Below are 13,165 nucleotides of genomic sequence, written 5' to 3'. Positions count from 1 at the left end.
TCTGTTTTTATTTCGCGAGACTCTGAGTTTGTCGCGCTTGTCCAATAACCGGGAAATCGACAAGGCGATGAAAGATCCCTTTTTAGTTTTAGAGACTTATTGCATAATCGCCGATTATTATCGATGCCCGATGTGTTTTCTCTGCAACGGATGTCTAGCCGCTGTTGGCGGCGAGTGACTCGTTAGTAGGGGGAGGCTTTGGGCGATGAATTATTTAGGATCTGTTATGTTGAACCCTTCCCCGTTTGGGTGGATATCCCAATACTTTATTGGTTTCTTTTTTGCTTACGGGGTGTATTTACCGTTTTGGTCATTGTGGTTTGCTGATCAAGGTGTCTCTGCCACCGATATTGGTTTGTTAGTCGGGATTGGTTTTGCAACCCGCTGTGTGGCGAACTTAGTGTTTACGCCACGAATCCATAAAGTCGAACATTTGTTACCTGCTTTACGCTGGCTCAGTTTGGCAGCGTTATTATTTATCGCGTTTCACTTTTTTACTGGCGGCAGTTTTTGGCTAATGGCCTTGGCAACGGTGTTATTTAACCTCTGTTGTGGGCCGATTGTTCCGCTTTCTGATGCGATGGCTAATTTTTACGCGAAACATCAACTGCTTGATTACGGTCGTTCTCGTTTATGGGGATCGGTGGCTTTTATTGCCGGGTCGACAGTGGTTGGCTATTTAGTGGCGTTATACGGCAGTAGCATGATCCTCTATACCGCCTTATTTGGTGCGGCAATCACCTTACTGCTCAGTTTACGTAACCCGCAGGTGATGCCTGTTACTGAAAGTCACGCTCACGCTGTGCGCCCTAAATTAACGCAGTTACTGCGTGAATTGCCCGTGATTAAGTTTTTGTTATTGATGGCTTTGATTCAAGGTAGTCACGCTGCCTACTACAGTTTTAGTGCTATTCATTGGAAGCAAGCTGGGCACTCGGAAGCGATCATTGGTTATTTGTGGAGCTTGGGGGTGGTGGCTGAAGTGTTGGTATTTGCCTTAAGTAAGCGTTTATTTGCCGGATGGACTCTACGATCTTTGTTCGTGGTGGCCGCCCTTGGGGTAATGTTACGCTGGGGACTGACCGCGTCGACAACGGCGATCATCGCGTTAGTCGCGATTCAGTTGCTGCACGGTGTTACGTTTGCAATGGCGCATATTGCCGCGATTCAATATATTCAGCATTCGCCTCAAAATAAAATGGTTGCTTTACAAGCACTGTATAACGCTATTCCTCTTGGTGCGGTTATTGCGTTGCTGACCACGCTCAGTGGCTGGGGATACGATCACTTTGGAGCGGGAGTGTTTTGGGTAATGGCAGCAATGGGGGCTGTAGCACTCTTGATTAAAGTTGAGCTGCCGAGTTCAATATTACAAGATGGACAAGCGCTTAAAGCCGAGCCTGAAGCACAGAATTGATGCTTAGTGATTGAGTTGTGAGTCTATCCTTTGTTAAATAACCTCTCCTTATGGAGAGGTTTTTATAGGCGCAGGAAAAAGGGTAGCCAATGCATGGATGGATAGTGATCCCAGTCTCGCTGATGTATTTAGGCGTACTATTTTTGATTGCCTGGTATGGCGATAGACAAACGCGTTGGTTAGCGCACTGGCGACCCTGGATCTACAGCCTATCCATTGCCGTTTATTGCACATCATGGACCTTTTATGGCACGGTCGGTCAAGCCAGTGCCAATCCTTGGGCTTTTTTACCTATTTACCTTGCACCGATGCTGGTGTTTATTTTTGGTTGGCGTGTTTTGGCGCGACTGATTTTGATTGCTAAGCGTGAACACATTACCTCAATTGCCGATTTTATCGGCGCACGTTACGGAAAATCACAAGGATTGGCCGTAGCCGTCACCTTAATCGCTGTTACCGGAATCTTACCTTATATTGCTTTGCAGCTACGTGGTATCACCATGGGGCTGAATGTCGTTGCGCCGGATCTATACGCTCAATTTGGTTATCAAGATGACCATATTTCTTGGTTTGTGGTTTTGGCCTTGGCGTTATTTACCATGTTGTTTGGTACGCGCCATATTGATAACACCGAGCATCATCGTGGCATGATGATGGCGATTGCGTTTGAATCGATAGTGAAGTTGGTGGCCTTTTTAGCGGTGGGATTATTCATTGTTTATATGATCTTTGCTGATCACACCATCGACGTATTGGCGATTGCCAAGCAAACCTATCAGGCTCCTAACTGGCCAACGTTATTAGTACACACTCTGTTAACTATGCTAGCGATTATCTGTCTACCACGTCAATTTCATACCATGGTAGTAGAAAATGAGCGACCGCAAGACTTGCACACCGCTCGCTGGCTTTTTCCTCTGTATTTAATGTTGATGGGGCTATTTGTTTTACCGATTGCTTGGGTTGGTCAAGCGCTACTACCTAATGCTCCTGCTGATACCTTGGTGTTGAGCGTTCCGATGCACGTCGGGGCTGAGCAGATTGCCTTATTAGCCTTTTTAGGCGGAACTTCCGCAGCATCAGGGATGGTGATTGTGTCGACGATAGCGTTGGCGATCATGGTCTCGAATGATCTGGTGATGCCTCTTTTATTACGTCGGATGCGTTTAACGCATCGCAATCACCGCCATTTCTCTGGTTTATTGGTGATCATTCGCCGCACTCTGATTTTATTATTACTATTGGGCGCGTGGGGATTTTATCTTGCTCTCGATAGTATTCCGTCTTTGTCAGCGATTGGCTTTCTTTCTTTTTCGGCAATTACTCAATTTGCCCCGGCTTTGCTCGGAGGAATGTACTGGCGAGATGGTAATCGTAAAGGCGTTTACGTAGGCTTAGCCGTTGGCTTTACTTTGTGGCTTATCACTCTCATGAGTGCAACACAGATGCTCGCTGGGGATGCGCAAAATAACATTTTATTATGGTTGATCACACCTCCCCAGTGGTTATATGAGCAGGGAATGAGTCGCGTTGACTGGGGAATGCTACTCAGCGTATCACTCAATACGCTGTGCTATGTGGTTGTCTCGCTAGCCACTCGCTCAAGTTTAAGTGAGCGCTTACAATCGGCGTCATTTATTGGTACGCCGCTGCCTGAAAATGAAAACATGAGCCTCTACCAAAGTCGGGTTACGGTGGCTGAGTTAGAAATGCTTGCTGCGCGTTTTGTCGGTCGCTCCCGGGTGCGCAGTGCTTTTGCTCAATTTTGGGCTCAGCAAAACGTTAGCTTAATGCCAAACCAACAAGCGCCAGCAGGGTTAATTCGTCATACAGAGCGTGTACTTGCAGGTGTTTTTGGTGCTTCCTCGGCTAAGTTAGTGCTGACTTCGGCTCTGCAGGGACGAAAAATGCAGTTGGAAGAAGTCGCAACCATCGTTGATGAAGCTTCTGAGCTGTATGATTTTAGCCGGGGTTTGCTACAAGGGGCGATTGAGCATATCGGACAAGGCATTGCGGTGGTCGATAAACAGTTGAGGCTAGTGGCTTGGAACCAACGTTATTTAGAGTTGTTCCATTTTCCTGCGGGACTAATCCAAGTCGGACGGCCGATTGCTGATATTATTCGTCATAATGCCCAACAGGGACTCTGTGGCCCTGGTGAGCCTGAAGATCATGTTCGAAAGCGCGTCGAGTATTTACAACAAGGTTCAAGGCATACCTCATCAAGAATGCGCAGCGATGGGCGTGTGATTGAAGTGCAAGGCAATCCTATGCCCGGTGGTGGGTTTGTGATGAGCTTTAGCGACATCACCGTATTTCGCAATGCTGAACGGAATTTAAAAGAGGCTAATGAACACTTAGAAGAGCGAGTCGTTGAGCGGACGAGAGAGTTAGAAAAACTGAACCAACAGTTGGTTGTCGCCACGCAAAAAGCTGAGCGTGAATCACAATCTAAGTCACGTTTCTTGGCAGCAGTGAGCCACGATTTGATGCAGCCATTAAATGCCGCCCGTTTATTTGCTTCCTCTTTATCTGAAGTGGCGAAGGAACAAGAATCTCAACGGTTAGCGCATCATATTGAAAGCGCCCTTAGTGCTGCGGAAGACTTAATTGGTGATTTACTGGATATTTCACGTTTAGAGTCAGGCAAGTTGGATATTCATCAGCGTACCTTCCCGATCCATACCATATTAACGAACTTACACGCCGAGTTCAGTGCATTAGCTAAGCAACAACAGATACTCTTCGATACGGTGCCTTGTAGCTTATATGTTCAGTCTGATCCTAAATTGCTGCGTCGCGTTATTCAAAATTTTCTCACCAATGCTTTTCGATACAGCCCGCAAGGACGAGTTGTGCTTGGAATACGTCGCACGAAAAGTAAGGTGCGTATTGAGGTGTGGGATAACGGCTTTGGTATTGCTGAGGATAAACAGCAGGAAATTTTTGAAGAGTTTAATCGCGGCGGACAAATTCGCTCTGATCAGGGATTAGGGTTAGGGTTAGCAATATCAAAAGGGATTGCTCAGGCGCTAGGTCATGAAATTACTATGCGTTCTTGGCCTGGTAAAGGGAGCGTTTTTTCGCTGACGTTACCTCGCTCGCAAGCGATGTCTATTCCGACACCTCAACATAATATGTCAGAAACGTTATCTGATCTGAGTAATTTGCGAGTGCTATGTGTTGATAATGAACAGGACATTTTGATCGGGATGCGACAATTATTGGAGCGCTGGGGCTGTGAGGTAAAAACCGCCGTTGATTTACTATCAAGCTTACAAGCGTTAGAGGGGCAGTGGGTTCCCGACGTTATTTTATCTGACTATCGACTCGATCATGGCCGAACTGGCTTAGAAGTATTGCAGCAGTGTCGTTTAAGACTCGGTGATTGTTTTTGGGGGGTGATCATCAGTGCTGATCGTACACCGGATATCCTAGAAGGCGTTGAATCCTCTGGTTTCAGTTTTCTGGCTAAACCCATTAAACCGTTGAAGTTGCGTGCTTTATTGAATCGATGTCGATAAGCCCTCACGCCCCTAAGAATTAGGGACGCGAGAGTTTTATTGGTCGCGTTAGTTACTGATCACCATTGATTGTTAATGGCCAGCCAATATCCGTTTGACGGTTAGCTTCTAGCTCTAATTCACTGCAAGTTAATGGATTGTCTTGTAGCCATTGCTGATTAATGGTTAACGTTAAACTATCGCCTTGCGCCTCAAGTTGTACTTCAGGCTCTAAGTCGGGATGACGTCGATGGCTAAGTAATACTGCCAAACGTAATAAGCGTAATAAGCGTTTTCCTGTCGTTCCAGAAAGAGCATGTTGTTCCGGTAGGGAAGTGAGTTGCTCTCGATACCGCCGGGTAAGTTCAGCTAAGTATTGTTTTTGTGCACGGGTATAACCTGGTAAATCCAGATGTTGAAGCAAGTACGCGCTGTGCTCACCACCTTTACGAAAATCAATCGCTAAACCAATTTCATGCAATTGTGCGGCACTACGTAATAACATTTCCGCTTGTGGTTCAGGAGCCCAGCTTTCTCCACCGCATTGAGCAAGCAGTCGACTGGCGAGAGTGGCTACCTGTTGAGCGTATTGACGGTCAATTTGATAACGTTTTTGGATGCTTTGAATGGTTCGAGCTCGGATGTCTTCTTGGCGAAGCCCATCGACCATCTCATAGACTAATCCTTCGCGCAACGCACCACCTGCAAGTGTCATGGCTTCAATATTGAGAGACTCGAAAATAGCAATCAAGATCGATAAGCCACTTGGAAAGACCAAAGCCCGCTCTAACGTTAAACCTTCAATATCTAACTCTTCGAGATGATCTGCTAACATTGCCTGTTTTTGTAAGCGCTTGAGTTTAGGGAGAGTGATAATCTCATCCATCCCTTGCGCCAACATGATTTCTTGTAGTGCTTGAACGGTGCCACTAGCTCCGACGCAAACATTCCAGCCCAATTGACAATAAGAATCTAAAATGGGTTCTAGCATTTGCTTTGCTGCATGAATGGCATTATTAAAGTTGCTGGTATTGAGTTGGCGATCCTTAAAGTGTCTCTCTAGCCACGTAACACAGCCCATTTTTAAGCTGGTTAACGCATTAGCTTCAAACCCTTCACCAATAATCAACTCTGTGCTAGCTCCACCAATATCGACCACTAACCGTCGACCCATGCCACCAGAGGTATGGGCTACACCTTTATAAATAGTTGCCGCTTCTTCTTCTCCAGTAATGACTTCGATAGGATGACCTAAAATAGCATTCGCTTTTTGCAAGAATTGCTCGGCATTAATCGCGGTGCGTAGCGTCGCGGTGCCGACAATCTTGATATGTGACGCAGGAATGTCTTGTAAGCGCTCGGCAAACAAACTTAAACAATCCCAGCCACGCTGCATCGCTTCTTGACTTAATGCATTCTGTTCATCCAATCCAGCAGCTAAGCGAACCTTGCGTTTAATTTTCGCTAAGGTTTGCACGCTGCCATCGACGTGGCGAACTACCAACATATGAAAGCTGTTAGAACCTAGGTCGATAGCCGCATAGAGCGGTGAAGAAGTGTGGTGACTCATAGATAAATTACGAATCCTTTTTCGGTCGTGGTGCACGCGGACGACGTTGTGGTTTTCGGTTACCTGGACGTGATCCTGTGGTATTAGTTCGACGTTGTTGCGATGAAGAACGCAGAGTTAGCGGTTTAGGTAAATCCGTTAACAGTGCCGTTGGATCATAATCCGACATCGGAATCGAGTGCTCAATGTACTCTTCAATCGCAGGTAGATTGACGGCGTACTCTTCACAAGCAAAACTGATTGAAGAACCACTTTCTCCCGCTCGCCCTGTCCGGCCAATACGGTGGACATAATCTTCGCTATCGTCAGGTAAATCATAGTTAAAAACATGAGTAACCAAAGGAATATGCAATCCACGAGCGGCAACATCGGTCGCGACCAGAATATCCAATTCACCTTGAGTGAATTGTTCTAAAATACGTTCACGTTTTTTCTGCGGTACATCGCCAGTCAGTAGACCCACTCGATGTCCATCGGCAGCTAAACTGCCCCAAACTTGTTCACAGCGGTGTTTAGTGTTGGCAAAAACAATCGCTTTATCTGGCCATTCTTCTTCAATCAGCGTCTGTAACAGGGCCATTTTATGTTCATTAGAAGGGTAGAAAAGCTCTTCTTTGATGCGATGTCCCGTCTTTTGCGTCGCTTCTACGACCACATGTTCAGGGTTATGCATATGTTCAAAGGCCAACTCTTGCACGCGATAAGATAATGTCGCTGAAAACAGCATGTTTAAGCGGTCTTTAGGCTCAGGCATACGACGGAATAAGAAGCGGATATCCTTGATAAAACCGAGATCAAACATCCGATCGGCTTCATCCAACACGACCGCTTGAATGTGGTTTAGATTAAACGCTTTCTGTTTATAGAAATCGATAATACGCCCAGTGGTACCGATTAATACATCGACACCTTCTTGAATTTTAGCCAACTGCTTATCGTAACTTTCACCGCCATAGGCTAATGCGGTTTTTATGCCCGTGCTAGCAATCAGTGATTCAGCATCGTTATAAATTTGAATCGCCAATTCCCGTGTCGGGGCCATGATGATTGCCCGGGGCTGGTTAGGTTGCCGCCCTTCCGCTTCAGGGGTAGTCAGTAAGTGGTTAAAAGTAGCAGTAAGAAACGCAAGGGTTTTACCAGTGCCCGTTTGGGCCTGGCCTGCAATGTCTTGGCCGGTGAGCAGGACCGGCAACGCCAAGGCTTGGATCGGGGTACAATATTCGAACCCTTTTTTATCCAATCCTTCAATAACTTGCGGGTGTAAACCGAAGTCGGCGAACTTTTGCTCTGTGATATGTGTCTTTTTCATTGCTATAGAATATCAGCTTACACTTGCAATACGGAAGTAAATACATTCCAATAGAGCATCTAATTTACTGGTTGTTATGCAATCAGTTCAGAAAAACACATTGGAGTGGAAGATGAGTGATAAAATTTTGCAGCTTTCTGATGAAAGTTTTGAGAACGATGTGATCAAAGCTGCAGGCCCGGTTCTAGTCGATTTTTGGGCAGAATGGTGCGGACCATGTAAAATGATCGCCCCGATTCTTGATGAAATCGCTGAAGAGTACCAAGGCAGACTCACTATCGGTAAACTGAATATCGACCACAATGCAGGAACGCCACCTAAGTTTGGTATCCGCGGTATTCCTACCCTTCTTTTATTCAAAGATGGTAGTGTCGCAGCAACTAAAGTTGGCGCGTTGTCTAAAACTCAGTTGAAAGAGTTTTTGGACGCCAATCTGTAGCGCAAAGCGTAAAACCGCACTTCACGTGCGGTTTTATTTTGCAAAAAACATTTTCTAGACTACGCTTATTTTTAGTGTTAGTTTATCGCACGTTAATTAAACAAGTGTTCACTTCTTGGTCAATCCTGAGACCAAATCCATCTTAACTAGAAAATAGATCCTATTTTGACTAAACAAGTATCCACCACAATGAATCTAACAGAATTGAAGAGCAGACCTGTGTCTGATCTTGTGAAACTTGGTGAGAGCCTAGGCCTTGAAAACCTCGCGCGTCTAAGAAAACAAGACATCATCTTCGCTATCCTTAAAGCACATGCGAAAGGTGGTGAAGATATTTTTGGCGACGGGGTCTTGGAAATTCTTCAAGACGGTTTTGGTTTCTTACGCAGTGCAGACAGCTCCTACTTAGCGGGTCCTGACGACATCTATGTGTCACCGAGCCAAATTCGTCGCTTTAACTTGCGTACGGGTGACTCGATTGCTGGGAAAATCCGTCCTCCCAAAGAAGGTGAACGTTATTTCGCACTGCTCAAAGTGAACACGGTTAACCACGACAAGCCTGACAACGCCCGCAACAAAATTCTTTTCGAAAACTTAACTCCTTTACATGCTAACGAACGTATGGTGATGGAACGTGGTAATGGTTCTACGGAAGATATTACTGCTCGAGTTCTTGATCTTGCCGCTCCAATCGGTAAAGGACAGCGTGGTTTGATTGTTGCTCCGCCAAAAGCGGGTAAAACCATGTTGCTGCAAAATATTGCCCAGAGTATTGCCAGTAATCACCCTGAATGCGTATTAATGGTACTACTTATCGACGAACGTCCAGAAGAAGTAACCGAAATGCAACGCCTTGTTAAAGGAGAAGTGATAGCTTCTACTTTTGATGAGCCAGCATCGCGTCACGTACAAGTGGCTGATATGGTTATAGAAAAAGCCAAGCGTTTGGTTGAACATAAAAAAGATGTCGTTATCTTACTTGATTCAATCACTCGTTTAGCTCGTGCTTACAACACAGTCGTTCCTTCATCAGGTAAAGTCTTGACGGGTGGTGTTGACGCCAACGCGTTGCACCGTCCTAAACGTTTCTTTGGTGCCGCGCGTAATGTCGAAGAGGGAGGCAGCTTAACCATTATTGCTACTGCTCTTGTTGATACGGGCTCAAAAATGGATGAAGTGATTTACGAAGAATTTAAAGGTACAGGTAACATGGAACTGCACCTTAATCGTAAAATTGCTGAAAAACGCGTCTTCCCAGCGATAGACTTTAACCGTTCAGGTACACGCCGTGAAGAGTTGCTCACGAAGACCGATGAGCTGCAAAAAATGTGGATTCTGCGTAAGATTGTTCATCCTATGGGTGAAACTGACGCAATGGAGTTCTTAATTGATAAGTTGGCGATGACCAAAACCAACGATGAATTCTTTGATGCGATGCGCCGTCAGTAAAGTGAAGTAAAATCCTCTAAAACACCACACTATTAGCGTGGTGTTTTTTTTGGAAAAAATCCAACTTCGTACGCTGATTTTGACTAAATAGAATGAGAGGTGGTGGAAAGTGCGCTGAAATAAAGCGCTTTTTTGTTATACTAAGTTCAAGGTAATCAACGACAAGAAAGCTTATGAATTTTAAGGATTTACGTGATTTTATTGACTATCTCGAACAGCGTGGTGAGTTAAAACGCATTGCTCATCCAGTTGATCCTCATTATGAAATGACCGAAATCAGTGATCGTACACTACGAGCGGGCGGTCCTGCGCTGTTATTTGAAAACCCAATAGGCTATGACTTGCCAGTGTTGACCAATTTATTTGGTACTCCTGAACGTGTTGCAATGGGGATGGGGCGAGAAAGCGTACAAGACTTGCGTGAAGTCGGTAAATTGCTTGCTTATCTTAAAGAGCCTGAACCACCACGTGGTTTTAAAGATGCCTTAGATAAACTGCCTGTTTTCCGGCAAGTACTTAATATGCCAGTTAAGCGTTTACGAAAAGCACCCTGCCAACACATCATCTGGCAGGGTGAGGAGGTTGATTTAGATAAAATCCCAGTCATGAGTTGCTGGCCTAATGATGTCGCACCTTTATTAACTTGGGGATTAACGATTACTCGTGGCCCCAATAAAAAACGTCAGAACTTAGGTATTTATCGTCAACAAAAAATTGCTAAAAATAAAGTCATCATGCGTTGGTTAGCGCATCGTGGTGGCGCACTCGATCTGCGAGATTGGATGGAAACGAATCCAGGAGAGCTTTTCCCAGTTTCGGTCGCTTTTGGTGCTGATCCTGCAACGATTCTTGGTGCTGTTACTCCCGTACCCGATAGCTTGTCTGAATATGCCTTTGCTGGCTTATTACGCGGCAGTAAAACTGAGGTAGTTAAATCAATCAGTAACGATTTGGAAGTCCCCGCGAGTGCTGAAATCGTCCTTGAAGGCTATATTGATCCGAATGAGTTCGCTGATGAAGGCCCTTATGGTGATCATACTGGTTATTACAATGAAGTTGAGCGTCATCACGTCTTTACGGTGACTCATGTCACCATGCGTCAACAAGCGATTTACCACAGTACGTATACTGGACGTCCACCTGATGAGCCTGCCGTACTAGGGGTTGCATTAAATGAAGTGTTTGTCCCGATACTACAAAAACAGTTTCCTGAAATTGTTGATTTCTATTTGCCACCGGAAGGTTGCTCGTATCGCATGGCGATAGTAACGATTAAAAAACAATATCCAGGTCATGCTAAACGAGTGATGATGGGGGTTTGGTCGTTTCTCCGTCAATTCATGTATACGAAGTTTGTGATTGTCTGCGATGAAAGCGTTGATGCTCGGAATTGGTCATCGGTCATTCAAGCGATGTGTGAGCATATGGATCCGGTTCGCGATAGTTTGATGATTGAAAATACCCCTATCGATTCGTTAGATTTTGCGTCACCGGTAGTAGGATTAGGTTCGAAAATGGGCTTAGACGCAACTCGTAAATGGCCTGCAGAGTCAGTCAATAATAAACCCAACCCATCCAATACATTTGCATCGTTAACAGAGCAGAACATTGCGGTATTCAAAGATCAGTATCCACAAGTGATCGATTTGTATTTACCTGAAAGTGCTGATAATCAATTTGCACTTGTGGCAATGAAAAAAGTCCAAGCTGGGCAATCTCAGCAAATACTTGAGGCGGTATGGCAATTTTTATCTCAGTTTGCTGACGTTAAATTTGTGGTACTTTGTGATGATGATGTTAATGTTCGTGACTGGAATGATGTTATCTGGGCGATTACCACCCGTATGGATCCTGCACGCGATACGGTGAGCGATAAGAATCACAATACCTTTGCCAGTAGGTTGGGTTTTGATGCCACTAATAAATTTGCTGGGGAAGTCGAACGTGAATGGGGGACTCCGATTAAGAAGGAGCCTCTATTGGTTGCTAAAGTCGATCAAATGTGGCCTTTGTTAAAGATCGATTAACCAATCATCTGCGTATTTGTCAGGCCTTGATCATAAAACATCAATTATTTTTATCGGTGAAGTCAGTCATCACCTCAGCAAGGATATCTACTAAGAAAAGGCCGCTGAGGTAAAGGTTACTGACTCATTCTTTTTACGTCATATAGCACTTACTTTGGTTAAGTAAGGAAGAGGAAGTCATGACTATTCAATGTAAAGTGAAGTTGATTAAGCCTTTAGCCAATCATACTTATCAGATTCTACTGCAACCGACCACATCAATTGCTTTTAAAGCAGGCCAGTATTTGATGGTGGTAATGGGAGAAAAAGATAAGCGACCTTTCTCAATAGCCAGTAGTCCATGCCGTGATGATGGTGAGCTGGAGCTTCATATTGGCGCTGCCGAACATAATGCTTACGCGCAGGAAGTAGTGCAGGTTATGCAGCAAGCATTTGAACAGAAAGGCGAGATCACGATCGATGCGCCTCATGGTGAGGCATGGCTGCAAGAAGATGTGGAGCGACCATTACTGTTAATTGCCGGCGGCACAGGATTTAGTTATGTTCGCTCGATTCTAGATCGCTGTCTAGCGCTAGGAAATATCACACCGATTTATCTTTATTGGGGAGCCAGAGATGAATCTCAGCTCTATGCTTTGCAAGAGTTACAAACGATAGCGGATCAATATAGCCATGTTCATTTTGTTCCTGTCGTAGAAAAAGCACCGACACAATGGTCAGGCAAAATTGGCAATGTATTACAAGCAGTGATGGCAGATTTTGACTCATTAGCAGAATTTGATATCTATATAGCAGGTCGATTTGATATGGCGGGGGTTGCGAGAGAGCAATTTACTCAACATAAACAAGCAATCAGTGAGCGGATGTTTGCCGATGCTTACGCTTTTATATAAGAATTGGTATGTGTTGATTGAAATACACACTGCATTGTTCAATAGTTAGTCGCTTGTGCGTTTTTTTTTAAATTTTTATAAAAAGCACTTGCCAAGTGAATCGAACTCCCTATAATGCGCCCTCACTGACACGGCAGACGCCACAAGGCTTCAGGCAGTGTTAGTTGAGGGAAAGCTTCTAAAAAAGAAAATTTGAAAAAGTGTTTGACTCTTCAAATTAACTCGCTAGAATGCACCTCCGCTTCGAAGCTCAGTGAGCCTTCCAAGCAAAGCTCTTTAACAATTTAAACCAATCAATCTGTGTGGGCACTCGTTGATGATAATCAAAATGCTTAGCAATAAGCACTTCGGTATCAATGAACTGAGTGACCAATTGATAGCGCTTTTAGCACTATCGGCACAGTCAATTCATTATCGTTCTGTTGGAACGATAATAGCTTTGAATTACTTATGGTAGTTTAAAGTCAGTATTCATTGAGCCACAAAAAACTTAAATTGAAGAGTTTGATCATGGCTCAGATTGAACGCTGGCGGCAGGCCTAACACATGCAAGTCGAG

8 protein-coding genes and 1 rRNA gene are annotated in these 13,165 nt (G+C 44.7%); 7 read left to right on the top strand and 2 right to left on the bottom strand.

Translation table 11 applies throughout. The features are described 5' to 3' along the window. The first annotated feature begins 226 nt into the window (after window positions 1–226). The gene (locus tag AACS00_RS01595) at window positions 227–1,417 is read left to right on the top strand and encodes a 3-phenylpropionate MFS transporter (protein ID WP_110168278.1); all 1,191 of its coding nucleotides are present in this window, start codon (window positions 227–229) and stop codon (window positions 1,415–1,417) included. 89 nt (window positions 1,418–1,506) lie between these two features. Further along, complete coding sequence (locus AACS00_RS01590) at window positions 1,507–4,941, top strand: hybrid sensor histidine kinase/response regulator (protein ID WP_110168277.1); 3,435 nt, start codon at window positions 1,507–1,509, stop codon at window positions 4,939–4,941. A gap of 52 nt (window positions 4,942–4,993) precedes the next feature. Here AACS00_RS01590 and gppA read toward each other — a convergent pair whose 3' ends face one another. Both gppA and rhlB read right to left on the bottom strand, forming a co-directional pair. Continuing rightward, complete coding sequence (gppA, locus tag AACS00_RS01585) at window positions 4,994–6,490, bottom strand: guanosine-5'-triphosphate,3'-diphosphate diphosphatase (protein ID WP_110168276.1); 1,497 nt, start codon at window positions 6,488–6,490, stop codon at window positions 4,994–4,996. A gap of 7 nt (window positions 6,491–6,497) precedes the next feature. Further along, the gene (rhlB, locus tag AACS00_RS01580; RefSeq protein ID WP_110168275.1) at window positions 6,498–7,799 is read right to left on the bottom strand and encodes an ATP-dependent RNA helicase RhlB; all 1,302 of its coding nucleotides are present in this window, start codon (window positions 7,797–7,799) and stop codon (window positions 6,498–6,500) included. Window positions 7,800–7,911: 112 nt separating this feature from the next. On the opposite strand from rhlB, the gene trxA reads away from it, so the two are divergent. The 5 genes from trxA to AACS00_RS01555 form a co-directional block, all read left to right on the top strand. Then, window positions 7,912–8,238, top strand: a complete 327-nt coding sequence (gene trxA / locus AACS00_RS01575) for a thioredoxin TrxA (RefSeq protein WP_072671285.1) — start codon at window positions 7,912–7,914, stop codon at window positions 8,236–8,238. 189 nt (window positions 8,239–8,427) lie between these two features. Further along, window positions 8,428–9,687 carry a transcription termination factor Rho gene (gene rho, locus AACS00_RS01570; protein WP_072671284.1) on the top strand — a complete coding sequence of 420 codons (1,260 nt, stop codon included), beginning with the start codon at window positions 8,428–8,430 and terminating at the stop codon, window positions 9,685–9,687. Window positions 9,688–9,860: 173 nt separating this feature from the next. After that, entirely contained in the window at window positions 9,861–11,714 is a 1,854-nt protein-coding gene (gene ubiD / locus AACS00_RS01565) for a 4-hydroxy-3-polyprenylbenzoate decarboxylase (RefSeq protein WP_110168274.1), read from the top strand. A 179-nt stretch (window positions 11,715–11,893) separates the two neighbouring features. After that, window positions 11,894–12,607, top strand: coding sequence for an NAD(P)H-flavin reductase (gene fre, locus AACS00_RS01560; protein ID WP_110168273.1), 714 nt, complete (start codon window positions 11,894–11,896; stop codon window positions 12,605–12,607). A gap of 492 nt (window positions 12,608–13,099) precedes the next feature. Beyond that, window positions 13,100–13,165: ribosomal RNA gene (locus tag AACS00_RS01555) — 16S ribosomal RNA — on the top strand; the annotation flags it as partial.

The sequence above is a fragment of the Vibrio sp. 11986-1-5 genome (assembly GCF_963878025.1).
GTDB classification, from domain to species: Bacteria; Pseudomonadota; Gammaproteobacteria; order Enterobacterales; family Vibrionaceae; genus Vibrio; species Vibrio injensis.
Note: the sequence above shows the minus strand (reverse complement) of the source record. Positions and strands in the feature narration are given on the sequence as shown.

Excerpts from the sequence above, each read along its gene's own strand:
- gppA (WP_110168276.1), bottom strand. The coding sequence starts at position 6,490 with ATGAGTCACCACACTTCTTCACCGCTCTATGCGGCTATCGACCTAGGT.
- rhlB (WP_110168275.1), bottom strand. The coding sequence starts at position 7,799 with ATGAAAAAGACACATATCACAGAGCAAAAGTTCGCCGACTTCGGTTTA.
- trxA (WP_072671285.1), top strand. The coding sequence starts at position 7,912 with ATGAGTGATAAAATTTTGCAGCTTTCTGATGAAAGTTTTGAGAACGAT.
- AACS00_RS01595 (WP_110168278.1), top strand. The coding sequence starts at position 227 with ATGTTGAACCCTTCCCCGTTTGGGTGGATATCCCAATACTTTATTGGT.
- fre (WP_110168273.1), top strand. The coding sequence starts at position 11,894 with ATGACTATTCAATGTAAAGTGAAGTTGATTAAGCCTTTAGCCAATCAT.
- AACS00_RS01590 (WP_110168277.1), top strand. The coding sequence starts at position 1,507 with ATGCATGGATGGATAGTGATCCCAGTCTCGCTGATGTATTTAGGCGTA.
- rho (WP_072671284.1), top strand. The coding sequence starts at position 8,428 with ATGAATCTAACAGAATTGAAGAGCAGACCTGTGTCTGATCTTGTGAAA.
- ubiD (WP_110168274.1), top strand. The coding sequence starts at position 9,861 with ATGAATTTTAAGGATTTACGTGATTTTATTGACTATCTCGAACAGCGT.